This window comes from Streptomyces sp. NPDC002130, assembly GCF_040296465.1.
GTDB lineage: Bacteria > Actinomycetota > Actinomycetes > Streptomycetales > Streptomycetaceae > Streptomyces.
Genome location: NZ_JBEOXI010000090.1, coordinates 1 through 22,703, shown reverse-complemented (window position 1 = coordinate 22,703; position 22,703 = coordinate 1). Strand labels below are relative to the sequence as shown.

General features: G+C 71.6%; 20 protein-coding genes and 2 pseudogenes. 13 read left to right on the top strand and 9 right to left on the bottom strand.

Annotation, left to right across the window (positions count from 1 at the left end):
• The first annotated feature begins 94 nt into the window (after window positions 1–94).
• The 10 genes from ABT116_RS18830 (at window position 95) to ABT116_RS18785 (ending at window position 11,909) form a co-directional block, all read left to right on the top strand.
• On the top strand, window positions 95–2,062 hold the full coding sequence (locus tag ABT116_RS18830; RefSeq protein WP_351634599.1) for a protein-arginine deiminase domain-containing protein: 1,968 nt from the start codon (window positions 95–97) through the stop codon (window positions 2,060–2,062).
• Between the two features lie 173 nt (window positions 2,063–2,235).
• On the top strand, window positions 2,236–2,727 hold the full coding sequence (locus ABT116_RS18825) for a DUF7144 family membrane protein (RefSeq protein ID WP_351634594.1): 492 nt from the start codon (window positions 2,236–2,238) through the stop codon (window positions 2,725–2,727).
• A gap of 165 nt (window positions 2,728–2,892) precedes the next feature.
• Window positions 2,893–5,583 (top strand): winged helix-turn-helix domain-containing protein, encoded by a 2,691-nt coding sequence (locus ABT116_RS18820; protein ID WP_351634589.1) that lies wholly within the window; start codon window positions 2,893–2,895, stop codon window positions 5,581–5,583.
• A 187-nt stretch (window positions 5,584–5,770) separates the two neighbouring features.
• Window positions 5,771–7,399: an MFS transporter gene (locus ABT116_RS18815; protein ID WP_502983893.1), complete on the top strand. Its 1,629-nt coding sequence runs from the start codon at window positions 5,771–5,773 to the stop codon at window positions 7,397–7,399.
• Between the two features lie 18 nt (window positions 7,400–7,417).
• The gene (locus ABT116_RS18810; RefSeq protein WP_351634579.1) at window positions 7,418–7,942 is read left to right on the top strand and encodes a hypothetical protein; all 525 of its coding nucleotides are present in this window, start codon (window positions 7,418–7,420) and stop codon (window positions 7,940–7,942) included.
• 122 nt (window positions 7,943–8,064) lie between these two features.
• Window positions 8,065–8,262 (top strand): DUF8691 family protein, encoded by a 198-nt coding sequence (locus tag ABT116_RS18805; RefSeq protein WP_053669428.1) that lies wholly within the window; start codon window positions 8,065–8,067, stop codon window positions 8,260–8,262.
• Between the two features lie 283 nt (window positions 8,263–8,545).
• The gene (locus ABT116_RS18800; protein ID WP_351634574.1) at window positions 8,546–9,208 is read left to right on the top strand and encodes an HdeD family acid-resistance protein; all 663 of its coding nucleotides are present in this window, start codon (window positions 8,546–8,548) and stop codon (window positions 9,206–9,208) included.
• A 119-nt stretch (window positions 9,209–9,327) separates the two neighbouring features.
• The gene (locus ABT116_RS18795; protein WP_351634572.1) at window positions 9,328–10,686 is read left to right on the top strand and encodes a hypothetical protein; all 1,359 of its coding nucleotides are present in this window, start codon (window positions 9,328–9,330) and stop codon (window positions 10,684–10,686) included.
• A 328-nt stretch (window positions 10,687–11,014) separates the two neighbouring features.
• Window positions 11,015–11,578 (top strand): dihydrofolate reductase family protein, encoded by a 564-nt coding sequence (locus ABT116_RS18790; protein WP_351634569.1) that lies wholly within the window; start codon window positions 11,015–11,017, stop codon window positions 11,576–11,578.
• A gap of 142 nt (window positions 11,579–11,720) precedes the next feature.
• A complete protein-coding gene (locus tag ABT116_RS18785; protein ID WP_351634566.1) occupies window positions 11,721–11,909 on the top strand; it encodes a hypothetical protein in 189 nt (62 codons plus the stop codon).
• A 359-nt stretch (window positions 11,910–12,268) separates the two neighbouring features.
• On the opposite strand, the pseudogene ABT116_RS18780 reads toward ABT116_RS18785, so the two are convergent.
• The 3 genes and pseudogenes from ABT116_RS18780 to ABT116_RS18770 all read right to left on the bottom strand — a co-directional run.
• Window positions 12,269–12,478, bottom strand: a pseudogene (locus tag ABT116_RS18780) (SMP-30/gluconolactonase/LRE family protein); the annotation flags it as partial.
• 226 nt (window positions 12,479–12,704) lie between these two features.
• Window positions 12,705–13,115 (bottom strand): (R)-mandelonitrile lyase, encoded by a 411-nt coding sequence (locus ABT116_RS18775; RefSeq protein ID WP_351634563.1) that lies wholly within the window; start codon window positions 13,113–13,115, stop codon window positions 12,705–12,707.
• A 94-nt stretch (window positions 13,116–13,209) separates the two neighbouring features.
• Window positions 13,210–14,226: a zinc-dependent alcohol dehydrogenase family protein gene (locus ABT116_RS18770; protein ID WP_351634560.1), complete on the bottom strand. Its 1,017-nt coding sequence runs from the start codon at window positions 14,224–14,226 to the stop codon at window positions 13,210–13,212.
• Between the two features lie 266 nt (window positions 14,227–14,492).
• Between ABT116_RS18770 and ABT116_RS18765 the strand changes: the two genes are divergently transcribed.
• Both ABT116_RS18765 and ABT116_RS18760 read left to right on the top strand, forming a co-directional pair.
• Window positions 14,493–15,383 carry a helix-turn-helix transcriptional regulator gene (locus ABT116_RS18765; RefSeq protein WP_351634558.1) on the top strand — a complete coding sequence of 297 codons (891 nt, stop codon included), beginning with the start codon at window positions 14,493–14,495 and terminating at the stop codon, window positions 15,381–15,383.
• Between the two features lie 109 nt (window positions 15,384–15,492).
• Entirely contained in the window at window positions 15,493–16,194 is a 702-nt protein-coding gene (locus tag ABT116_RS18760; RefSeq protein ID WP_351634555.1) for a 2-phosphosulfolactate phosphatase, read from the top strand.
• Window positions 16,195–16,302: 108 nt separating this feature from the next.
• Here the strand turns inward: ABT116_RS18760 and ABT116_RS18755 are convergent, their stop codons facing one another.
• Entirely contained in the window at window positions 16,303–16,818 is a 516-nt protein-coding gene (locus ABT116_RS18755; RefSeq protein ID WP_502983892.1) for a hypothetical protein, read from the bottom strand.
• A gap of 172 nt (window positions 16,819–16,990) precedes the next feature.
• On the opposite strand from ABT116_RS18755, the pseudogene ABT116_RS18750 reads away from it, so the two are divergent.
• Window positions 16,991–17,367: pseudogene (locus tag ABT116_RS18750) on the top strand (VOC family protein).
• Between the two features lie 98 nt (window positions 17,368–17,465).
• Here the strand turns inward: ABT116_RS18750 and ABT116_RS18745 are convergent.
• The 5 genes from ABT116_RS18745 to ABT116_RS18725 are packed head-to-tail and all read right to left on the bottom strand — an operon-like array spanning window position 17,466 to window position 22,398.
• Window positions 17,466–18,755, bottom strand: a complete 1,290-nt coding sequence (locus ABT116_RS18745) for an ABC transporter substrate-binding protein (RefSeq protein WP_351634552.1) — start codon at window positions 18,753–18,755, stop codon at window positions 17,466–17,468.
• Window positions 18,752–19,891, bottom strand: a complete 1,140-nt coding sequence (locus ABT116_RS18740; RefSeq protein ID WP_502983891.1) for a branched-chain amino acid ABC transporter permease — start codon at window positions 19,889–19,891, stop codon at window positions 18,752–18,754. Before ABT116_RS18740 ends, ABT116_RS18745 begins: the two co-directional genes overlap by 4 nt.
• Entirely contained in the window at window positions 19,884–20,783 is a 900-nt protein-coding gene (locus ABT116_RS18735; RefSeq protein ID WP_351634551.1) for a branched-chain amino acid ABC transporter permease, read from the bottom strand. The genes ABT116_RS18740 and ABT116_RS18735 overlap by 8 nt, the downstream gene beginning before the upstream one ends.
• Window positions 20,780–21,580: an ABC transporter ATP-binding protein gene (locus tag ABT116_RS18730; RefSeq protein WP_351634550.1), complete on the bottom strand. Its 801-nt coding sequence runs from the start codon at window positions 21,578–21,580 to the stop codon at window positions 20,780–20,782. Before ABT116_RS18730 ends, ABT116_RS18735 begins: the two co-directional genes overlap by 4 nt.
• Window positions 21,577–22,398: an ABC transporter ATP-binding protein gene (locus ABT116_RS18725; RefSeq protein WP_351634547.1), complete on the bottom strand. Its 822-nt coding sequence runs from the start codon at window positions 22,396–22,398 to the stop codon at window positions 21,577–21,579. Before ABT116_RS18725 ends, ABT116_RS18730 begins: the two co-directional genes overlap by 4 nt.
• Window positions 22,399–22,703: the final 305 nt, after the last annotated feature.

Sequence of the window (22,703 nt, the reverse complement as noted above, 5' to 3'; positions counted from 1 at the left end):
CCCTCGTCGCACAGTGAACGCACAGCCCCTGTCCTTCCTCTTGCAGGGCGAAGCCCCTGACCGAGAGGAACCTGCTGTGCGTTCACGTAGACGTATGCGTTCGCGCCTGTACCCTGCCGGGTCGGTGGTCCTGGCCATGGCCGCCGCGGGATCGGTGCTGGCGGGGCCGGCCGGCTCCGCCTTCGCCGCCGGGGCCGGCGGGCGCGCCGACCTGCGGGCGGACGTGAACCGCGACGGGCGGGTCGATGTCACCACCGGCAGCGACACCAAGGGTGAGGACGGCTGGTCCGTCGAGCGTGGGGCTGTGTACCTGCCCAACATCGATGACGACGCCAAGCGGTGTCCGGTGTCCGGGCCCGGTGGCCAGCCGCTGTCCGACGCCCAGCTGGCCGCGTGCAACGACGGCTCCGACACGAAGGTCAACGGCACCGAGGACGCCGCCGACCTCGCCCGGATCCGTTCCGTGCCCCTGCCCGACCTGCCCGCCGGCGCGACCGGCAGCCTGAAGCTCGCCACCGGTGGCGAGCACGCGCGCCTCTTCCTCAAGCGTGCCGGGAAGTGGGTCCTCGTGACATCCGGGACCCGGCTGACGGCCGCCGAGTTGCGCTCCGGTGCGGAGTTCGGTGTCGAGGCCACCGATGTCGTCCGGGACAGTGCGACGTGGGACGGCCGTGCGGTGGTCCGGCTGACGGTGACCTCCGGGCAGGAGTCCACCTCCGACGCCGTGACGCTGCGCGTCGCGCCGCTGCTGACACAGCATCACCTCCAGGACACCCGGCAGGTGATGGTGTCCGAGGTGCAGGGCGAGGGCCCGGACAGCCGACTGCAGCGGACGTTCGTCACGGCCCTCGAGAAGGAGGTCGAGAAGGCGGGCATCGCCACGCCGCTGGTCACCTTCACGAAGTACGCCGACCGCTGGGCGCAGGACTTCGTCGAACCCGCCTACGTCAGCATGACCGGGCCGGGTGGTCAGCGGCAGGTGATGCGTGTGATGCTGCGTTCCGCCCAGCCGGACCGGGACGCGGGCCGGGAGCTCTTCGAGAGGATGCGCGGCCGGGACGTCGGTGTCGTGCAGGTGACCGACCGGGCGGAGCCGGACGACTGGTCGCTCAACTCCATGGGGAACCTGGAGACCGTCCCGCCCTACGCGCACGGCGGACGCTCCTTCCCGGCGGGGCGGATCATCATGGGCGAACGCAAGGACAGCGGGGCGCGTCCGTCGAAGGCGATGCGGACGCTGCTCACGTCCCAGGGGCTGCAGGAACCGCTGCTGCTGGACACCTCGTGGCTTGCCGTGGGGCACGTCGACGAGTTCGTGCAGTTCCTGCCCGCCGACACGGCCCGCGGGTGGCGTATCGGCGTCGCGGACCCGCAGGCGGGACTGAAGCTGTTGCGGGACGCCAAGCGCGACGGCCACGGCAGGACGAAGATGTTCTCCGTCCCCGGCCGCGGTGACAGTCCGGCGCCCAAGGAGACGATCGACCAGGCGCTCGCCTCCCGTCACCTGGTGGCCGACAACGAGATGGCGGCGCGGCGCATCGCGGCGAACCTTGAGATCCTCAAGCGCGAGACGGGAGTCACGGACGCGGAGATCGTGCGGGTGCCCGCGCTGTACACCCGTGACTCGCAGGCCCTGACCGCCGATGGCCAGGAGATCCCGGTACCGCGCCTGACGCGCATGGGCGCCGGCTCCGACCTCGTGAACAGCCTCGGGGACCACGGCCAGCAGAAGTGGCTCGCCGCGAATCCGGCCGCCTCGCGTGCCGGGGCCGAGGCGACGGTGACGACCAGCGCGTACGTTCCCGGGGCGGTCAACGGCCTGCTCCTGACGCGCGACCGTTACCTCGCCCCGCGCCAGTGGGGTCCTGTCATCGACGGCAAGGACATCTTCACGCAGGCCGTCACCGCCGCCTACCAGCGGGTGGGTCTGAAGGTGTCGTACATCGACGACTGGTACACCTACCACCTCGGAATGGGTGAGGTGCACTGCGGCACCAACACTCTGCGCGACGCGACCTCCGCATGGTGGCAGCGCCCGGTGGCGATTCGTAACGAGGCGTAGACAACGAGGGGCGACGGTACGGCGACGGCCGCACACTCACCCGCCTCGGGTGAGGCGGCCCGTGCCGTGCCGTGGGCACGCTGACCGAGACCCGAACGGTTCGGAGCGCGGGCCCGAGTTGCGAGCGTCCTCCTGCTCCTTCCGGCCCCTGAGTATCGCAAACGAGGCGCAAGATGACCGCTGCACACACTCAACCGTCACGCAGGGCGAGGGACGAATGGGCCACCGGCCTGACCGCCTTCGCGGCTGTGATGCTCTTCCTGGTCGGCCTGCTCGACATCTTCCGGGGCATCATGGCCATCGCCGAGGACGACATCTTCGTGACGACCCGCAACTACGTGTTCGAGTTCGACCTGACCGGATGGGGCTGGGTCCACCTCGCACTGGGCGTCCTCGCCGTGATCGTCAGCCTGGGGCTGCTCAGGACGGCGATGTGGGCCCGCGTCCTCGGCGTGGCCATCGCCGGACTCGTCATCGTCGCCAACTTCCTCTCCCTGCCGCAGTACCCGGTGTGGTCGGTCGTCATGATCGCTCTCTCGGGCTTCATCATCTGGGCCCTGTGCGTCGTGCCGCGCGACAACCTCCTCGACCCGTCCGGGGAGGGTTCGTGGCGCGAGCGTGAGGACACCTACCGTCCTGCGGCGGCTCCACGCCCGCCCCGCTGACGAGGTTCCGGCCGACTCCGCCGAGGGCCGCTCTCGATCCCGCTGACCTGCCGCCGCAAGCGCAGGTCAGCGGGCTGTCGATGCGGCTGTCGTGCGCCTGAGCGGGAAGGCTGGGATGCTGAGGATGAAGCGCTGCCCGTGACGTGGCCCTGACCGACAGGGGTGATGAGCGCCGTGGTCGATGAGAGCGTCCCAGGACCGGCGGTTCCCCTCGTTCCGGCGCTGTCGCACACCGACCCCGTGGGCGATCCGTTTCTGCGTACGCGGTTCGCGCTCCCCGCGAGGCCCCGGACGTTCCTGCGCCGTCAGCGGCTCGTCGACCACCTCGGCCAGGCTCTGAGGACGCCGTTGACGCTGCTCAACGGCCCCGCCGGAGCCGGCAAGACCCTGCTGGCCGCGGACTGGGCCTCCGGGCCTGCTCCCCCGGTCGCCTGGCTCACCTGCGACGTGGGCGACCGGCGCCCCGGGGTCTTCTGGGCCTACGTGCTGCAGGCCCTGCGTGCCGGTGGCGCACCGGCGTCCGAAGCGGTCGGAACACCTGCGGACGCCTCCGGTGTGGACCACAGACTGCTGACGACACTGGCCGGTGAGCTGAGTGACCGGGAGCGGCCGGTGGTCCTCGTGCTCGACGAGTACGACCGGGTGACCGACGCGGAGGTCGCCGAGCAGTTGGAGTTCGTCCTGCATCACGCCGGCCGCGGTCTACGCCTCGTTCTCGTCACACGCAACGAACCACTGCTTCCGTTGCATCGCTACCGGGCGGCCGGTGACCTGACGGAGATCCGATCCGCCGAACTGGCCTTCACCCCGGAAGAAGCCGCCGCGCTGCTGGAGTTGCACGGTTTGAGCCTCCCGGTCCAGGCAGCGCGGACCCTGGTCGACCGCACCCGGGGCTGGGCCGCCGGTCTGAGCCTGTCCGCCCTGGCCGCCCGGGAGAGCTCCGACCCCGAGCACTATCTGAAGGAGTTCGAGGCGGACCGCAGCACGGTCGCGGACTTCCTGCTGGCCGAGGTCCTCAAGAGGCAGACGCAGGAGACACAGGACCTCCTGCTGCGCGTCAGCGTCCTCAAGCGTTTCTGTCCCGAGCTGGCCAACGCGCTGACCGGCCGGGTCGATGCCGAGCCCATCCTGGCCGGGCTGCACCGCGAGAACGCGTTCGTCGAGCGTCTCGGGCACTCGTGGTACCAGCTCCATCCGCTGTTCGGGGAGATACTGTGCGCACATCTGCGCGTTCGCCTGCCCGGGCTGGAACCGGAACTGCACCGACGGGCCGCACAGTGGCTGCATCGTCACGGCTTCCTGCCGGAGACACTCGCCCACAGCGCCGCCGCGGGTGACTGGGACCTCACCGCCGGTGCCCTGGTGGACGATCTCGCGATCGGACTGCTCTTCACCGGGCCGGACTCGGACGACCTGGCTCGGTTGTTCTCCGACATGGGGCCCGCAGCGAGGAGCCCGGCCACCTTTCTCGTACGGGCCGCCCAGGAGCTGGTTCGGCACGACCTCGATCACGGCCTGGCCAGCCTGCGTCACGCCGAGGAGCAGCTCGCCGACGACGCCCACGACGCGGCGGCCGCGCGGCTGAGCTGCGCGCTGCTGGAGGCCCTGGCCGCCCGGCTGACCGGTTGTCCCCCGGAGGCGGAGAAGGCCGCCGAATCGGCCGCGGGACTACGGCAGGAGGTTCCGGTTCACCTCCTGGACCGGCATCCGGAACTCACCGCCCTCCTGATGACCCATGTGGGCGCAACGCTGCTGTGGGCCGGGCGCTTCGAGGACGCGCGTGCCGTCCTGACCGGCGTGGTCTCAGCTCCCGGCGGAACCGCCGCCGAGCTGCCCCGGGAGGAGGCGATGGGGCACCTGGCCCTGCTCGACTACATGAACGGCTGGCCCGGCCGGGCGGAGCGCAAGGCACTGGCCGCGGTGGCCGGGGCGGGCCGTCCCGGTGCGCCCCGGACGTCCGGTTCCGGAATCGGACGGCTGGTCCTGGCCGCGGTCGCGGTCGACCGCGACGAACTGGGCCGGGCACAATCCCTCATCGACGAGACGGCCGGGCTGCACTCCGGAACGCGTGATCCGGTTATGGCGGCGGGACACGCACTTGCCGCAGCCCGCCTGCTGCTGGCCAGGGGGAAGGTGCGAGCCGCTGTCGAGGCGGCGGACCCGGCCGTCCGCGCCGCCGTGTCGTCCCCGTGGGCGACCAGCCACGAAGCGCTCGTCACCTCGGCCGCCCATCTGGCCGAGGGCCGGCCGGACGAAGCCGCAGCGGTGCTCCGGGTCGTCTCCGGTGACCAGCCCGTGTGCGCCGTGGAGGCCGCGGCGATCCAGCTCGCCGCACGACGTCCCGCGGCAGCCTTCGACCTGCTCGACAGCGTCCAGGCCGAGGGACGCACCGGTCCGGCGGTGACGGTGAGGGCAGCGCTGGTGAGAGCCCGGGCGGCGGACGCGACGGGAGACGGAGGCACCGCCCGCAAGCTCGTGGCACAGGCGCTGCTCGACGCCCGGCGTGAGCGGCTTCGCCGGCCGTTCCTGGACGCCGGAGCCTGGCTCCGTCCCCTCTTGGCCACCGCTCCGCTGCACGATCTGGCGGCGGGCTGGCTCACGCCCTCCCCGGCGCCTCACGGCGAGCGCACCCGACCGCAGTCACCGCCCGCACCCCTCGTCGCCGTGGAGCTGAGCGCGCGCGAGCACGACGTACTGGACCGGGTGGCCCGGATGATGTCGACGGAGGAGATCGCCGCCGATCTCTGCCTGTCGGTGAACACGGTGAAGACCCACCTGAAAAGCGTCTACCGGAAGCTGGCGGTGAACCGGCGAGGCGAAGCGGTACGCCGCGCACGCGACCTCCGGGTGCTCTGAGGCGCCGGCGCTGTGCGGCATCCGCAGCCCACTCCCCCGGACCGGGCGGGGCCCCCGGAACTCCCCCCTCCTGGGTGAGGCGCGCGGGTTGCACCTCGGGTGCCATGAGAACAGTCGGCGAGGGGTACGCCGGCGCAGTCCCGGCACGCCCCACGGCGTAGCGGGCCGACTCGGCGAGGTGGACACCGTGAAACGCTGGCGGGCTCTGATCGTCCTGGGTGCGGCCCAGTTCCTGATGGTCCTGGACACGTCCGTGATGAACGTGTCCATCAGTCAGCTGGTCGAGGACTTCGACACGGAGGTCACCGCCATCCAGGCGGTCATCACCCTGTACGCACTGGTCATGGCCGCCTTCATGATCATCGGCGGCAGGCTCGGCGACATCGTGGGGCGCCGCCGCATGTTCCTGCTCGGGATGGTCGTCTACGGCGTCGGGTCCGCCATCACGGCCGTGTCACCCACGCTGTGGGTCCTCATGCTGGGCTGGTCCGTCATCGAAGGGCTCGGTGCTGCCATGGTGCTGCCGGCCATGGCGGCCCTCGTCGCGGAGTCCTACCGCGGACGCGACCGGGCCACCGCCTACGCGGTCATCGGCGGGCTCGCCGGTGCGGGGATCGCGGTCGGCCCGTTGCTGGGCGGCTGGGTGACGACGTATCTGACGTGGCGGCTGGTCTTCGCCGGGGAGGTCGTGGTCGTCCTGGCGGTGCTGCTGTGCCGCCGGGTGATCGCGACGCCCGTCCCGGGCGGGCCGCGCCCCCGGCTGGACGGGATCGGTGCGCTTCTGTCCGCCGCCGGACTCGGGCTGGGCGTCCTCGGGGTGCTGCAGAGCAGCACCTGGGGATGGGTGCAGCCGCGCAACCCTCCCTTCACCGTCCTCGGCTTCGCCCCGACCCTGTTCGTCGTGGGCGCCGGGGTCGCCGTCCTGGCCGTCTTCCGGTGGTGGGAGCGTCGGCGGGAGCATGCGAGCGCCGATCCGCTCGTGCACCTGTCGCTGCTGGGCCGACCCGTACTGCGGTCGGGACTGCTGACGCTGCTGAGCCAGAACCTCATCCTGCTGGGACTGTTCTTCGCCATTCCGCTGTATCTGCAGGTGGTGCAGGGGTTCGACGCCTTCGAGACAGGCCTGCGTCTGCTCCCGGTGTCCGCGACCATGCTGGTGACCTCTTTGTGCGCGTCCTCGCTGGGGCGCGTGGTGGGGCCGCGTCGGGTGGTCCGGGTGGCCTTGACCACTCTGGTTGCGGCCATCGTGTGGCTGCTGGCCACGATCGACCCGGCCATCGACGACGCGCAGTTCGCGGGTGCCATGGCCGTGCTCGGCGTGGGGGTCGGCCTGCTCGCCTCGCAGCTGGGCAACGTCGTGCAGTCCGGGGTCGGCGAGGAGGAACGCAGTGAGGCGGGAGGGCTGCAGTTCACGGCACAGAACCTGGGCTCCGCGCTGGGGACCGCACTCATCGGGTCTCTGCTCATCGGCGCGCTGGCCCATGCTTTCACCACGCGGGTGGAGGACAACGGGCGGCTGTCGGAGGAGACCCGTGAGCAGGTCGGCGTCGCCCTGGAGGCCGGGATCACCTTCGTGTCCACCGATCAGGTGCGTTCGGCGGCCGAGCGTGCAGGGCTGCCACCGTCCGAGGTCGACGCCGTCGCGGACTCCTACGCGTCCGCGCAGCTGCAAGGTCTGAAGGCGGCGGTCCTGGCCACCGGCGGCATCGCCCTGGCCAGTTTCCTGGTCACACCGCACCTGCCGACCGCCCGGGAGAACCGGCCGCGCGAGCGGGCTGCCGAGGCGGCGGCCGGGACGTCCGGCTCTTCCCGCTGAGTCCGCGGGGAGCTGTTCATGCCCAGGACCACAACCGCCCCCTCCACCCGCAGCAAGCGCCGCGCGGAACGCCGGGCCGGCGCGGACTACACGGGTGGTGTCTACGGTTCCATGCTCGCGGCCTCCGTGGTGGCCGGTGCCGGTGCTCTCGGTTCCTTCCCCCGGGCTGAGCTGGTCGTGCTGCTCCTGCTGACCGGGGTGGCGTTCTGGGTCGCGCACGTGCACGCCCAGCTGTTCGGGGCGCGTCTGGCACAACGGGTGCCGGACCGCCGCCTCGTTCTGCAGGTGTGCCGTGACGAGTGGCCCATCGTCAAAGCCGCGATCCCGCCGGCCGCCGCGGTGGCGGTCAGCCCGCTCCTGGGACTGGATGTCCGAGGCGCCCTCTGGCTGACTCTGTGTGTCGCCGTGGCCGGTCAGATCGGCTGGTCGGTGGCAGCGGCCCGCCGTGCCGGTGCCTCGCCCCGGCTCATGGCCGTCACCGCGTCGGTCAATCTGCTGCTCGGCCTGCTCATCGTCGCCTTCAAGATCGTGCTGAAGCACTGAGTCCCGCGTCCGTCGCCCGGCGGGTCACCTCCTTCGGGTGAGGACCGGGCCGGGACGGAGGCGGACGATTGGCACCAAGGGCGCCGTCCGCCTGTCCCGGGCATCTGTGGGAGGACAAGCTCGTGCGCTACGAGATCCGCGTCGAGGGACACCTGTCGGAAACGCTGGCGAAGGCCTTTCCGGAGCTGGGCCATGTGGTCATGGCCGGCCAGACCGTCCTGTTCGGGCATGTCGTGGACGAAGCGCACTTGTACGGGCTGCTGGCTCGCTGCCAGTCACTGGGACTGCGTGTCGTGGAGATGCGGCCGGTGCCGGAGTGATGTGACCGGCCCGTGTGCCCGCTCGTCTGCCATCTGGGTCAACTTCACCATCCCGGACGGGCACTGACCGCCCATCAGATCAATGGTCAGTGCCTGTATCAAGGAACCGGCGCCGTCACCGCGCTCTCCGGCTCACCGGCAGATCACCCTTGGCGGGTGACCCTGGCACCCGGCGGCAGGCGGGAGTCTGGAGCCGGCAGAGCTGCGCAGGCGCCCTGTCACACCCCTTCGGACACCGCCCCGCAGGCGGTCCCGAAGCGACAGCTTCACGCGAGGAGGAGCCATGACCATGTCGCGTGGTCCGACACCGCTCCCCGGGCAGGAACACCGGTCCGACACGGCGGTCCTCGCTCCGGCGTCCGGCACGGCCTACGGGCTGGAACGACTGGGCCGTTCATGGACCTGGCTCATGGGCTCGGCCGTCGCGACCTTGGTGCCGGGCGTCTTGATCCTCGTGTGGCCGGAGGCGACCCTGCATGTCCTGGCCGTCCTCGTGGGGTTGTACCTGCTGGTGAACGGGACGTTCCGATTCGTGGCCGTCTTCGGCCGGGAGGAGCACGGCGAACGGCTTTCGGGGCTCCTGCTTGCCGTGGTGTACGTGCTGGCCGGAGTGCTGTGCCTGCGCGAGCCGCTGCAGACGATCACCGTACTCTCGCTGGTCACCGGCGTGGTCTGGCTGGTGTCCGGGATCCTCACCCTCTACACGGCCATCGTCGCCGAGGACCTGCCGCACCGCGGCGTCGTCCTGGGGGCCGCGGTGCTGGGCATCGTCGCGGGGGTCGTGGTGCTCGCCCTGCCCATGGAGTCCGCCCGTGCCCTGACGCGGTTGCTCGGCCTGTGGCTCGTCCTGCTCGGCCTGGCCGAGACGGCGGTCGCCCTGGCGTGGCGGGCGGCGCTCCGGAAGACGCTCACGGCGGGACCGCACGCCCCCTCGGAGGCTGCTTGACACCCTGCCCCGGCGCTGCGGAAGCGCCGGGCCCGTGCGATGCCCCACCTCCGTCGCCCTGAGCGGCGACGACCGCAGCGCCCCGGGCCGCGCACGGGGAACCACGCGGAAGGCCCCCCATGAATCCGGCCACGACCCCTGACTCCCCGCACTCCGGCGAAGCCGCGAACGCCAAGCACGTCATGACCGCCGAAGAACGGGCGGAGTACGAGCGGCTGCGCCGCCACGCGGCCGCACGCCACCGGCGGGCACGGTCGGCCGGATCCTCCGTCCTGCTCCTGCTGGCCCTGCTGCTCGCGCCCCTGGCCGTCGTCGCGGCCTGGGTGCACGACACGGTCTCCGACACCGGCAGATACGTGGAGACCGTCGCGCCGCTGGCATCGGCGCCGCCCGTGCAGGACGTGGTGATCAACCGGATCACGGACCGCGTGGTGGAGAACGTCGACGTCCAGGCGGTGACGGACTCGCTCGTCCGGACCCTTCAGGACGCCGGAGCACCGCCCCGCGTCATCGCGGGGGCCGAGTCCCTCGAGGGTCCGCTGCGCAATGCGGTGAGGACGGTCGTGGACCGCACCGTCACCCGCGTGATCACCAGTGACGCCTTCCAGGAGGTGTGGGAGGGCGCCAACCGGCGCTCACACGCCGCGGTGGTGAACATGCTCACCGGTGACCGCGAGGGTGCCGTGGGGGCGGTGAACGGCACCGTCCAGCTGGATGTGGGAGAAGTCGTCGACCAGGTGCAGCAACGGCTCGTCGACGCGGGCTTCGAGAAGGCCGCCGCGATCCCGGACACCGATCGGACGGTCACCCTGTTCGAGACCGAGCAACTGGGCAAGGCGCAGGACGCGATGCGGCTGCTGGACATCGTCGGCACCTGGCTGCCCGTCCTCACCGTCGTGCCGGCCGCGCTCGCCGTCTGGACCGCTCCCGCACACCGGGTCATGCTGATGATCACCGCCACGGGTGTCGGCGTGATGATGGTGGGGCTGCTCGTCGCGCTGGCCCTGGTGCGGCGCGTCTATCTGGACTCGGTGCCGCCGGAGGCGCTGCCCGCCGATGCGGCGGCGACCATCTACGACATGTTCGTCCGCTTCCTGCGCGACAGCACTCTCACCTTGCTGGTCGTCTCGGTGATCATCGCGCTGGTGGCGTACCTCTACGGTCCGGGGCGCCTGGCCCGCGGCGTGCGGACGGCGGCCCACCGGGGCACTACGGCCACCGGCAGGGCGCTCGAGAACGCGGGAGTGCGCACCGGTGCCGTGGGACGCCGGCTGGCCGGCCACCGGCAATGGATCACCGGTGGGGTGATGGCGGCCGCCGCTCTGGCCCTGGTGCTCTGGAACCATCCCACCGTCGGTGCCGTGGCGCTCGTCCTCGGTGTCGCTCTGGCCGTGCTGATCATTCTGGCGGTCCTCGCGACGGCGGCCGGACCCGCCGAGCCGGCAGCGGAGCAGGCCGAGCGGCGGGCGGTTCCGTGAGTCATGACGTGAAACCCGGCCTCGGAGTCAGGGCCGTCGGGCGCAGGACAGCGCGGATCGCCGCGATCCTGCGGTCCGGACCGAGGCGGCCGGATCGGCTGGCGGAGCCTGCTGCCGGGAGCGGTGCTGACCGGTGTCGGTACGGTTCTGCTGAGCATGGCCGCGCGCGTGCTGGTGCCCACGGCCATGGAGCGCAGCCGCACCGGAACACCACCTCCTTCTCCGGCCGTTCACGAACCGCCGGGACGATGGTCGGTGTCCGCGAGCCGCGACAGAACTGCGGCGTCGGGGCCGTACGGTCGGATCCCGTGACCGAGGAGGACTGCCGATGCGCAGCGTGACCTATTCGATGAGCGTCTCACTCGACGGTTACATCGTCGGGCCGGACGGCGGTTTCAACTGGACGGTGCCCGACGAGGAGGTCTTCCGCTTCTGGATCGACGAGATCCGAGACGTCGGCGTCCATCTGCTGGGGCGACGGCTGTACGAGACGATGCTGTACTGGGAGACCGCCGACCAGGATCGCTCGCTCGACGAGGCGGAGCTCGAGTGGGCCGCGCTCTGGAAGCCGCTCCCGAAGGTGGTCTTCTCCACCACACTGTCGGCGGTGCAGGGCAACGCCCGCCTGGTCCCGGGTGGCCTGGCGGAGGAGATCGAGCGGTTGCGGGCCGAGCCGGCGGAGGGCGACATCGCCATCGGCGGCGCGACGCTCGCCGCAGAGGCGGCCGCGTCGGGTCTGATCGACGAGTACCGGGCCATGGTCTACCCGGTGCTGCTCGGCGGAGGTACCCCGTTCTTTCCCCGGCACGAGCGCCGGGTCGATCTCGAACTCGTCGAGACCCGCACCTTCGGTTCGAGAGTCGTCTACCTGCGGCACCGCGTGGCGCGCTAGATGTATTGATCACGAGCGTTGTTGACACCGGCCGGGCCGGTGAGGCAGCCGGGCCGTTCACCCGAACAGGCCCCTCCGCGCTGTGCCGGCGCTGCCTCTGCGGTGTCCTGGACAGAGCAGTCGTCCGTCCCATGGGGGAAGCATGTACGAGATGTACCCCGGCCTCGATGAACCCGGCACGTCCTTTGTCTGGCACGTGAAGGCGAAGAACGGCACCGTAGCCCTCTGCGGCCTGACGCTCGAACCGAGCGCGGCGAAGCCGGTGGACACGGATCGCCATTGCCCGTCGTGCATGACCTCCTTCGGCCACCTCGTCGACCAGCGCGGCTAGGTGTGCTGTTCGGGCAGGTTGGTGACGCGGCCGGCTGGGGTGCGGCCGAGGCGGCCGACGATCGGATCCGGCCCCGCCAGGAGCAGGCGGTCACCCCTTCGACCGGTGCGGAGACGCTGAGCACCGCGCCCGAGGCAGCGGTCGGGTTCGTCACCCCGTAGCGGGCCGTGGTGACGAAGAGGCGGTGGTCGCCGGGGTGCAGGCACACCGACGTGGGGTGCGGGGCGGGCACCGTCAGGGTGGTGAGCAACCGGCCGTCGGGATGGTAGCGGCGGACCGTTCCCGCACCCCATGTGGCGAACCCACAGACAGTCCTCCGCGTCGACGGTCATTCCGTCGGGGCCGCCCTCCCCCTGGCGCAGCCGGGCGAAGACCTCAGGGCCGTCGGAGAGGTCGCCCGGTCCCGGGTCGACCCGGCAGCGGAAGATCGTGCCGGCGGCCGTGTCGGCGAAGTACACAGTCGTGCCGTCGGCGGTGAAGGCCGGCCCGTTGACGATGGTCAGGCCGTCGAGGACGCGTACCACCCTGCCGTCGAGGTCCGTTCGGTAGAGCGAGCCCGTGCCGCGCATGCCGTCGTAGGCCATGCTGCCCGCCCAGAAGCGGCCTGCCGGGGCCGCACACACCGTCGTTCATCCGGCTGGGGAGGCGGGTGCGGTCCTCGGGGCGGTCGAGCCACTGCGGTGTGCCGTCGGCGGAGAGCAGTGCGATGCCCGTGCCGGCCGCGGCGATCCACGTGCCCGGCCGGTCCGCCACCGGGGTGACGGCACCCAAGGGGACGTCCAAGCGGGCGAGTTGTCAGTCCGTGGCCGGGGCGGTGGTGTACTCCTCGTCGGTGACGGGTGTCAGCCAGTGCACGACGTCGTGATCCGCGTCGCCCTCGTTGATGGCCAGGTGGACCATGAGCCGGTTCGGCGCGGCGCCGTGCCAGTGCTCCTCGTCCGCCTCGAAGAGGACGCGGTCGCCTGGACGGATGATCTCGACCGGCCCGCCCCGGCGCTGGCACAGACCGACCCCTTCGGTGACGAAGACGGTCTGGCCGAGCGGGTGGCGGTGCCAGTGCGTGCGCGCGCCGGGCATGAAGTGCACCAGGGCGGCGGTGACCCGGGAGGGGGACGGTGCGGCGGCGACGGCGTCGATGTAGACGTCACCGGTGAACCAGTCGGCCGGGCCCTTGACGGTGTCGATCGAGCTTCGGGTGATCTGCAAGATCCGTTTCCTTCTCCGTGAGCAACAGGGATGAGCGGCGGGTGTGCGGCGCGTGCGGGCCGACGTGTGTGGGCCGTCGGCGCGGACGGTCGGGTCAGGGCTTGAGGAGGGTCTTGATGGCGCGGCGCTCGTCCATGGCCCTGTAGCCCTCGGCGACCTGCTCCAGGGGCAGGGTGAGGTCGAAGACCTTGCCCGGGTCGATGCGGGAGGTCAGGACGCGGTCGATCAGGTCGGGCAGGTAGCGCCGTACGGGGGCGGGGCCACCGCGCAGGCCGACGTGGGAGAAGAACAGCTCCTGCCCGTCGATCGCCACTTCGTGAGGGACGCCGACGAAGCCGACGCTGCCACCCGGCCGGGCCGAGTGCAGGGCCTGCCGCATGGCTTCGGCGGTGCCGACGCACTCCAGGACCGAGTCGGCGCCGGTCCCGCCGGTCATCTCCTTGATGAGGGCGACACCCTCGTCGCCTCGCGCGGTCACGATGTCCGTGGCGCCGAACTCCAGGGCGAGCTTCTGCCGGGACGCGTGGCGGCTCATCGCGATGATCCGCTCCGCGCCGCTCTCCTTCGCCGCGATCACCGCGCACAGGCCGACCGCGCCGTCGCCGACCACCACGGCGGTCGAGCCGGGCCCGACCTCGGCGGCTTCGGCGGCCCACCAGCCGGTGCCCATCACGTCGGAGACGGCCAGCAGACCGGGCCAGAGGTCCTCGTCCGGCACCTCGTCGGTGGCGACCAGGGTGCCCTGGGCGTTGGGGATGCGGACGTACTCGGCCTGGCAGGTGCTCATGAACTCGCGGTTCAGGCAGTTGGACTGGAAGCCGTTGCGGCAGTTGGCGCAGGTGTTGTCCGAGGTCGCGAACGAGCCGACGACGAACTGGCCCGGCTTGACCGCGGTGACGTCGGCTCCGACCTCCTCCACGAAGCCGACGTACTCGTGGCCCATCGGGTGCGCCCGGTCGGTCGGCTCGAGGCCGCGGTAGGGCCACAGGTCCGAGCCGCACACACAGGTGACGGCCGTGCGGATGATCGCATCGCTCGGCGCCAGGATCTTCGGGTCGTCCAGGGTCTCGAAGCGCACATCGCCGGGGGCGTGTATCACTGCTCCGCGCATGGGGGATTTCCTCACGTTCGTCGAAGGGGCAGGGCCCGGAGGGGCCCGCGGGCGGCAAAGCCGGGGTGCAGAGACCGGACCGGGCGCACAGGGAAGCCGTCGCGTCTTCACGCGCTGCCCTGCCGGTGCCCGTCGGCGCGGCGGCGTCGCCCCGGGGGATGCCTCTGCTCCAGGTAACCGCTTCTCCCGGCGGCCGACGAGGCACCAGTGAAAGGTGTACTGCCAGTACATCCCTCCCACCGCGCGCAGGCCGTACGGTCGAAGACATGGACAACCGTGAGGAGGTCCGCGAGTTCCTCACCTCGCGGCGAGCGAAGATCACTCCGGAACAGGCCGGCCTGCCCGGCGGTTCCCGACGGCGTGTGCCCGGGCTGCGCAGGAGCGAGGTCGCAGCGCTGGCCGACATGAGCGTGGAGTACTACGCGAAGCTGGAGCGCGGCAATCTCGCCGGCGCCTCCCCGGCCGTCCTGGAAGCCGTGGCCCGCGCCCTGCAGCTGGACGACGCCGAACGCGCTCATCTTCTCCACCTGGCCCAGGCCGCCGACGGCTCCGACGCCCTCACCCGTCCCCGGCGCCGCAGCACGAGCCGGCCGTGGACACCCCGCAGCAGCCTGCAGTGGACGCTCGACGCGATCACGGCCGGGCCGGCATTCGTGATCAACGGCCGGCTGGACATCCTGGCCGCCAACTCCCTCGCCCGCGCCTTCTATTCGGACCTGCTCGCAGGCGCGGACAACCGACGGAACCTGGCCCGCTTCAACTTCCTGGACCCGGCTTCCCGCCGGTTCTACCCCGACTGGGACCGGTTCGCCGACATGGCGGTGGCCATCCTGCGCCGGGAGGCCGGCCGCGACCCCCGCGACAAGGACCTGCACGACCTCATCGGGGAGCTGTCCACCCGCAGCGAGGACTTCCGCACCCGCTGGGGCGCCCACGACGTCCGCCGCCACGGGACCGGCACCAAGCGGTTCTGCCACCCCGCGGTCGGTGACCTCACCCTCGCCTACGAGTCCCTGGACCTGGCCGCCGAGCCCGGCCTCAGCATGACCATCTACACGGCCGAACCCGGCTCCCCGTCGGAAGAGGGCCTGCGCCTGCTCGCCTCCCTGGCCGCCACGGAGGACATCAGCCGGACAGCGCGGAACCCCACCACCTGAGAGCACCGCACCAGCCCCTCAGGTTCCGATCGGGGAACGCCTGCTGACTTGTCGTCCGGGTCGCCGTCGTGGGATGCGCTTCGGGTCGGGCATGCGCGATCATGCCCGGATGAACGCTCGTTTCGTCGGCATCTCCGAACTGACCGAAGTCCCGTCCGTGGCGGTCGTCGTCGATGTCATGCGCGCCTGCACGGTGGCTGCATGGGCCTTCGGCCGGGGGGCGGAGCGGATCGTTCTCGCCGAGTCGCTGGACGAAGCCCTGGCACTCAAGGCCCGGCACCCGGACTGGGTCGCGCTCAAGGACGGTCCGCCCGCTCCGGGGTTCGACACCGTCAACTCGCCCGGTCTGCTGCGGTCATTCGATCTCGGCGGACGCACCGTGGTGCAGAAGACCACGGCCGGGACGGTCGGCGCCCTTGCGGTCAAGGAGGCGTCGCTGGTGCTGTGCGCCGGGTTCGTCGTGGCGGAGGCGACGGCTCGGCTCCTGCGGACACGCGCTGATGGCAGTGTCACGTTCGTCGTCACGGGCGAGGGTGGGCAGGCCGATGAGGATCTGGCGTGCGCTCAGTACATCGCCCGGAGAGCCGTCGAGGCAGGGACGGATCCAGCTGACTACCTCCGCCGCGCCGGGAGTTCGCGCGCTGCCGCCGAGCTGGCGCAGGGCGTGCGTCAAGGAGTCCATCGCGATGACGTCGACCTCTGTCTCGAGCTCGACCGGTTCCCCTTTGCCATGGTGGCGGCCCTGGAAGGCCCGCTCATGGTCCTCCGCCCGTGTGCCGTGCCTTCACCGGCCGACGAGCCTTCCATCTGACCGCTCCCGCGACCGGCCGAGCGGGGTGATCAGCGTTCCCGATCCCCGTCCGCCGAACGTTGCCCGGCGCCGACGGGCCCGGGGCATCGGAGACGCGGCCTCGCCCGATCAGTGCCCGGCGGCTGCCTTCACCAGGGCGACCGTCACGCCGATCGCCGCGTCCAGCAGCCCCGCCACCACCGCCGCCACCACGCCGCCGCCCATGCGCAGCCCACCGAGGCACCCCCACAGGAAGAGGGAGACGACGCCCACTCCCGCCGCCGTCAGCAACGCGGCGTGCAGACTGAGGACGTCCAGCGCGGCCAGAGCGATCAGCACGGCCGGACCCACCGCACAAGACAGGAGCGGGCTGCTGACGTACAGCATGCGGCGCAGCTCACGGCCCGTGGCGAGGCGGCGGTGGACGGTGCGGTGCGCCTGCTGGTCGGCGACGAACGCGGCGAGCCACAGGCCCAGCGCGGTCGTCAGGACGGTGGCGACGGCACCGGGAGAACCCACCTCACCGAAGGACAGACCCACCACCACGGCGATCATCGTGATGGTCGCGTAGATCCGCTCCTTCAGCCGGTCGGCCAGTACCCCGGCCTCCACACCAGGCGGCACATCCGCTCGACGGTCGTCCACCACCTGACGCCCCTCACCTGTGGTCCTCGCGGCAGCCGCGGTACACGTACGCCGGTCACCACATCAGCATGCCTCCCAGGGATGCGGGCCCGCCGCTTCCACGCCGGACCCGGAGGAGGCTTCGCCGCGAAACGGGTAGCGGGCCGGGCTGTGCTCGGGCAGGCTGACCTGCATGGTCTCGGTGGTGCAGAACGTGGCGATCGACTGTTCGGATGCCTATGAACTGGCTTGCTTCTGGAGCGAGGTGACGGGTTGTCCGCTGCCCGAGCGGAGCGGACCTGGCGATCGGGAGACTCAGGTGATGCTTCCGGAGGGTCCGCTGCTGTACTTCAACCAGGTGCCGGAGCCCAAGACGGTCAAGAACCGGATCCACTTGTGTCTGCGTCCGACGACCTCGCGCGAGGAGGAGATCGAGCGGCTGCTGAAGCTGGAGCCACTTTCGTCACTGATCGCCGGGATCCGGACGGCGCGGGCTGGGCGGTACTCGCCGACCCTGAAGGTAATGAGTTCTGCGTTCTGCGCAGCGAGTCCGATCGCGTGACAGCCTGACGGACGCCGGGCCGGCCCCAGCTCGGCCCGGCGAGCCAGCCCGCCCGCCCCCGTTCCCCGACCCGCCCGTCGAACCGCCCCGCCCGGCGATTACGGGCTCACTGGGTTCGGGAGTCCAGGTACTGCTTGACGCCCGGCGCGGTGTGGGCCTCTTCCACGTTCACCGCGGCTCCCACCGCCTTGGCGTCCGGCTTGTGCACATAGGTGGAGGTGCTCGCGGGCCGGGCCTTGTCGGAGAAGTTCTGCGCGGTGCCGAGGCCGACGTCGACGGCGGACTGGGAGCGGTGGGCCTTGACGACGTCCTCGCGGGCCAGGCTGCCGCTCTCGCAGGCTTTCTCCAGGTCACGCCCCATCAGCTGAGCGGCGTTGTAGCCGGAGAGCACGCCGGAGTCGACCGGGGAGTCCGGGTACTTCTTCTGGTAGGAGGCGACCATCTTGCGCACCCCGGCCAGGTCGGAGCTGACCGCGGGCGCGGCACTGACCACGTTCAGCATGGCCGCCAGGGCGGGGGCGGCCGGTGTCTTCATCAGCTGCGGGGCGTAGCCGGGAGCGCTGCTGACGACCGGCACCTTCAGGCCGCGCGATGCCGCGACCCCGACCAGTGAGGCCGTCTGGGCCGGTCCGGCGCTGATCAGGATCGCCTTGACGCCCTCCTTGCGCAGGGCCGAGACCTGCGCGGACAGATCGGTGTCCGTTGCCTTGATCTTCTGGCCGGCGACCTTCAGACCGGCCTTCTTCGCGGCCCACTGCGAGCCCTCCAGCGCGTTCGCGCCGTAGTCGCCCTCGAAGTGGACGTGGCCGATCGTGTCGCCCTTCGCGAGTCCCTTGGTGCGGGTGAGGAAATCGACGGCGGCGATCATGTCGATGTCATACGTGGTGCCCACCACCTGGACGGAGTCGCGGTCGAGCAGGGAAGCGGCCCAGGCCTGCGGGAAGGTGAGCACCTTGTCCCGTTCGATGTCGTCGAGCAGCGCGGCCATCACGGGTGAACCGATGACCTGGGGCAGCGCCACGACGTCCGTGGAGAGGTCGGCGTAGGCGGTGACGGCCTTCTGGACGTCGTAGCCGTGGTCCTTGACGACGATCTCCACGCGCCGGTCACAGATGCCGCCGCGGGCGTTGATCTCGTCCGCCCACATCTGCTGGGCCTGCACGATGCTCTTTCCGAGGGTGGCGTAGGGGCCTGTGAGGTCGGTCAGCGCGCCGAGTCTGATGGTCTTCCCGGTCACTCCGGGGCCGGTCTTGATGCCGTCGGCGCCGTCGCCGGTGCTCCCGGAGGAGTCCGCCTTGGAGCTGCATCCGGTGGCGGCGAGCAGCAGGGCCGCGAGGGCCGTGGCCAGGAGCGTCCTGGTGTGTGCGCGGTGCGTCGGGTGGTGCGTGGGTTTCACGGGGTGGGCTCCTTGGCTCGTGCGGTGGACGCGGGTGAGGGTGATGCAGGGCCGGCCTTCATGGGGGGTGGGGCGGCTCGGCGGGTGCCGAGGCGTGCCCGCAGGCGGCGGGCCAGGCCGTGCAGGCCGTCGGGGGCGAAGAGGAGGATCAGGACGATCGCCGCTCCGTAGAGGTAGCGGGCGGCCTCGGTGGGGCCGACCGTTCCGTCGGTGGTGCCGGGGGCGGCCACCAGCGGGAGTTCGGCGGCGTAGCGGGTCATCAGCAGGGGCAGCGCCGTGACGAAGACCGCGCCCGCCGTGGCTCCGGCCACCGATCCGAGTCCGCCGATGACGATCATGGCGAGGTAGTCGACCGACAGGACGAGGCCGAAGTAGTCGGGCACCACACGGCGGAACGAGAGGGCGAGCAGCACCCCGGCCAGGCCCGCGTACATCGACGAGACGACGAAGGCCGCCGAGCGGTGGCGCGAGACGTCGACGCCCATCACCGCGGCCGCGGTCTCGCTGTCGCGCAGCGCCGCCAGGGCGCGTCCGGCACGGCCGCGGAGCAGTCCACGGGCGGTGAACCAGGTGAGCGCGAAGAGGGCGATTCCCAGGTACCAGAGTCGTTCCTCGGCGCCGAACGGCACGCCCAGCACGGTCAGTTCGGAGTCCGCGGAGAAGGAGAAGCCGCCCAGTTCCAGCGGGGGCACCGAGCGGCCGTTGAAGCCGCCGGTGACGGAGTCCGCGGTGAGCAGGACGTGGTGGCCGAGGAAGACCAGGGCCAGGGTCGCGACGCCCAGGTAGATGCCGCGCACCCGGCCGGCGACAGGGCTGAAGAGTCCGCCGGCGGCCCCGGCGAGCAGGACCGCGAGCACGGCCGCCACGGCGGTCGGCAGGCCGGGGCCGGGTTCACCGGCCAGCCACACGTAGCCGTAGGCGCCCACGGCCAGGAAGAAGGCGTGGCCGAGGGAGAGTTGGCCGGCTGTGCCGGACAGCAGGCCCAGGCCCACCGCCCCTATGGCCGCCGCCATCGAGAACAGGCCGATGCGCAGCCAGAACGCGTCGAGGTAGAAGGGCAGCGCGCACAGGACGGCGACGACCGCGAAGGTCCGGCCGAGGCGGACGGCACGGGTGCGGGAGAGTCGCTCAGACACGGACCGCCGCCTTTCCGCCGAACAATCCGGTGGGCCGCACCAGCAGCACCAGCACCATCACCGCGTAGGGAGCGACGTCGCCGAACCCCTCGCCCAGGACGTGCAGATCGGACTGGTAACCGGCGACGAGCGCCTCGGTCATGCCAATCAGCGCACTGCCCGCGAGGGCGCCGGGCGGCGAGGCCATCCCGCCGAGGATCGCCGCCGGGAACGCCTTCAGGGCGATCTGCCCCGTGGTGCGCTCCAGGCCGGGTGCGGGGAACGCGGCGAGGAAGACGGCCGCCAGTGCCGCCAGCGCCCCGGCCAGACACCAGGCCAGCATGCGGACCCGGACCAGCCGTACGCCCATCAGGGAGGCGGCCTCGACGTCCTCGGCCGCGGCACGCAGCGACAGACCCCAGGAGGTGTACCGGAACAGGGCGAAGACACCGGCTATGACCACGGTGGAGACCACGATCGCGGCGATACGGCTGTCCGCGACGGTCACCGGCCCCAGCCCGCTGACCGAGTCGCCCCAGGGGTCGCCGAGGGAGAGGAGGTCGCCGCCGATGCGCCGCGACAGGTCGGTGAGGACGAGGATGTCGACGCCGATGGTGACGATGGTCTGCACGTGCGCGGTGTGCGGATCCGCTCCTCCGCCTGCCTGGAGCAGGAAGCGGTCCATGGCTCCGGCCACGGCCGCCGTCACCAGGACGGACACCGCGAGGGCACCGGCGAAGCCGAGGTCGTCGTGGAGTACGGCGGTGAGGTAGCCGCCGAGCAGGAGCAGGGAGCCGTGGGCGAAGTTCATGACGCCGGACGCCTTGAAGATGATGACGAAGCCGAGGGCGACGAGGGCGTAGACCGCGCCGAGGGCGAGGCCGTTGAAGAGGTTGTCGAGGAGGTTGGTCATGCCGCGTCCTCCCGTTCGGCGCCGGTGCCGAGGTAGGCGCGGAGCACCTCGGGGTCGCTGCGGACCTCGTCCGGGGTGCCGTGTGCGAGGGCACGGCCGAAGTCGAGGACGGTGACCTCGTCGGCGAGCCGCATCACCAGGCCCATGTCGTGCTCCACCAGCAGGACGGACAGGCCGAGTTCGGCGCGTACGGCGTGCACGACCTCGACCGTGCGGGCGCGTTCGGAGGCGTTCATCCCGGCGACCGGTTCGTCGAGCAGCAGGACGCTGGGCTCCAGGCACAGGGCGCGGGCGAACTCCACGCGCTTGCGGTCGCCGTAGGAGAGCGGGGCGACCGGACTGTCGAAGTGGTCTGCCAGGCCGGTGAGTTCGGCTATCTCACGGGCCCGGGCGAGGTGTTCGCGTTGTTCTCGCCGCGCGTGCGGCAGCCGCAGCGCGCCGGCGGCGAATCCGGCCCGGGTCAGGGCGTGGCGGCCGAGCATCAGGTTGTCGGCGACCGTGCCCTGGGTGGTCACGATGTTCTGGAAGGTGCGGGCCACGCCGAGGGCGGCGATGCGGTGCGGTGCGAGCCGGGTCAGTTCGGTGTCCCCGAGCCGTACGGTGCCGGTGGCCGGGCGGCACAGTCCCGAGAGCACGTTGAAGCAGGTGGACTTGCCCGCTCCGTTGGGTCCGATGAGTGCGTGGACGGAGCCCGGCGCGACGGTGAAGGACACCGCGTCCAGGGCGGTGAGCCCGGCGAAACGGACGGTCACGTCCGTGGCGACGAGTTCGGGCGGTGCGGTGGTGCGGGTGATCACGCGGCTCCCTGCCCCTCGGTGGTTCCGGCTCTCCGCGCGGTCCCGTCCCCTTCTTCGGTGGGCTCTCCCAGGTACAGCCGTTTCACGGCGTCCGTGCGGGCGAGTTCGTCGGCGGACCCGGAGAGCCGGACCTCGCCGACCTCCAGGACATGGGCGGTGTCGGCCAGAGACAGCGCCATGCCCGCGTTCTGCTCGACGAGCAGGACGGCGGTGCCCTGGGCGTTGATCTCGCGGACGACCTCGGCGATCCGGTGGACCATCTGCGGGGCGAGGCCCAGGGAGGGCTCGTCGAGCAGGAGCAGACGGGGTGCGGCCATGAGGGCCCGGCCGATGGCGAGCATCTGCTGTTCGCCGCCGGAGAGCAGCCCGGCCGCCTGCCGGGTGCGTTCGGCGAGGCGCGGGAAGAGCGTGAAGACCCTGTCCCGGGCATCGGCGACCTGGTCCGGGCGGCGCCGGCCGAGACCGAGGCCGCCGGAGCGCAGGTTTTCGTCGACGGTGAGACCGGCGAAGACACGGCGTCCCTCGGGGACCTGGACGACTCCGGCGCGCACGGCGGCGACCGGGTCGCGCCCGTCGAGTTCCGTGGTGCCGTAGCGGATACGGCCGGCCGTGACCGCGCCGCGGTGCAGGCGCAGGGTGCCCGACACCGCCCGCAGCAGGGTCGTCTTGCCTGCGCCGTTGGCGCCGAGCAGGGTGACGACCGTGCCGTGCGGGACGGTCAGGGACACGGAGCGAAGGGCGGACAGGGCGCGGCCGTAGGTCACGTCGAGGCCCTCGACGTGCAGGGCGGGCTCTTCGTCCGGTGGTGCTTCGGGCATCACGGCTCCTCGGATCCGTACCGTCGGGCACGGGCGCTTCGGGGGCAGGGCAGCTCACGACAGCACGGGCGCGGGTGGGCGGTACAGGTGTCCGGGCCGGGTGGCTGCGCGGTCCCAATACGGGTCGGCGGGGATTGTGCGGCTGCCCAGGGGCGGGGGGTGTACGGCGCGGCAGGATGCCGAGCGAAGGTGTTGGCCACCGGGAACGACGACACTTCGCGCGCCTCGACCTCGCCCGGGCCGACGAGGGTGGGCACCGCCGCAGGGCGTCGGTTGGTGAGCGGCCCACGCGGGCCTTCGGCGGT

Coding starts and splice junctions, on each gene's coding strand:
- ABT116_RS18825 (WP_351634594.1), top strand. CDS start 2,236: ATGACCGCTGCACACACTCAACCGTCACGCAGGGCGAGGGACGAATGG.
- ABT116_RS18795 (WP_351634572.1), top strand. CDS start 9,328: ATGAATCCGGCCACGACCCCTGACTCCCCGCACTCCGGCGAAGCCGCG.
- ABT116_RS18735 (WP_351634551.1), bottom strand. CDS start 20,783: ATGACCAACCTCCTCGACAACCTCTTCAACGGCCTCGCCCTCGGCGCG.
- ABT116_RS18785 (WP_351634566.1), top strand. CDS start 11,721: ATGTACGAGATGTACCCCGGCCTCGATGAACCCGGCACGTCCTTTGTC.
- ABT116_RS18790 (WP_351634569.1), top strand. CDS start 11,015: ATGCGCAGCGTGACCTATTCGATGAGCGTCTCACTCGACGGTTACATC.
- ABT116_RS18810 (WP_351634579.1), top strand. CDS start 7,418: ATGCCCAGGACCACAACCGCCCCCTCCACCCGCAGCAAGCGCCGCGCG.
- ABT116_RS18725 (WP_351634547.1), bottom strand. CDS start 22,398: ATGCCCGAAGCACCACCGGACGAAGAGCCCGCCCTGCACGTCGAGGGC.
- ABT116_RS18765 (WP_351634558.1), top strand. CDS start 14,493: ATGGACAACCGTGAGGAGGTCCGCGAGTTCCTCACCTCGCGGCGAGCG.
- ABT116_RS18800 (WP_351634574.1), top strand. CDS start 8,546: ATGACCATGTCGCGTGGTCCGACACCGCTCCCCGGGCAGGAACACCGG.
- ABT116_RS18830 (WP_351634599.1), top strand. CDS start 95: ATGCGTTCGCGCCTGTACCCTGCCGGGTCGGTGGTCCTGGCCATGGCC.
- ABT116_RS18820 (WP_351634589.1), top strand. CDS start 2,893: ATGAGCGCCGTGGTCGATGAGAGCGTCCCAGGACCGGCGGTTCCCCTC.
- ABT116_RS18760 (WP_351634555.1), top strand. CDS start 15,493: ATGAACGCTCGTTTCGTCGGCATCTCCGAACTGACCGAAGTCCCGTCC.
- ABT116_RS18770 (WP_351634560.1), bottom strand. CDS start 14,226: ATGCGCGGAGCAGTGATACACGCCCCCGGCGATGTGCGCTTCGAGACC.